The sequence below is a fragment of the Vibrio sp. 10N.286.49.E11 genome, from assembly GCF_041469505.1.
Taxonomy (GTDB): domain Bacteria; phylum Pseudomonadota; class Gammaproteobacteria; order Enterobacterales; family Vibrionaceae; genus Vibrio; species Vibrio crassostreae_C.
On the sequence record NZ_JBFRKQ010000110.1, the window covers coordinates 1 to 253 of the forward strand.

A 253-nucleotide genomic window follows, 5' to 3' on the forward strand; every position below is an offset into this window, starting at 1 on the left:
TGCCCAATAATGAGCACTGGAGCAAGCTTCCATACCAACAAGACAAGGAGGCATATTGGTCAACGTTTCGGACAACTTCTTTCTGCTGATATTTTTCTTCAAAAGAACTTTGCCTGATGAATCTACTCCGTGAAGAGCAAAAGAAGATTTAGCTAAGTCGATACCTAAAGTTGCAATGGTCATGGTCTCTTCCTCATTTATGTTACCGACTATAAGTTTAGACGGTGGGTGGAAGTGTCCATATCATTAACAA

Annotated in this window: 1 pseudogene; it reads right to left on the bottom strand. The window is 40.3% G+C overall.

Annotated elements, in window-relative coordinates:
• Positions 1-183, bottom strand: a pseudogene (locus AB4167_RS21120) (IS110 family transposase); the annotation flags it as partial.
• Positions 184-253: the final 70 nt, after the last annotated feature.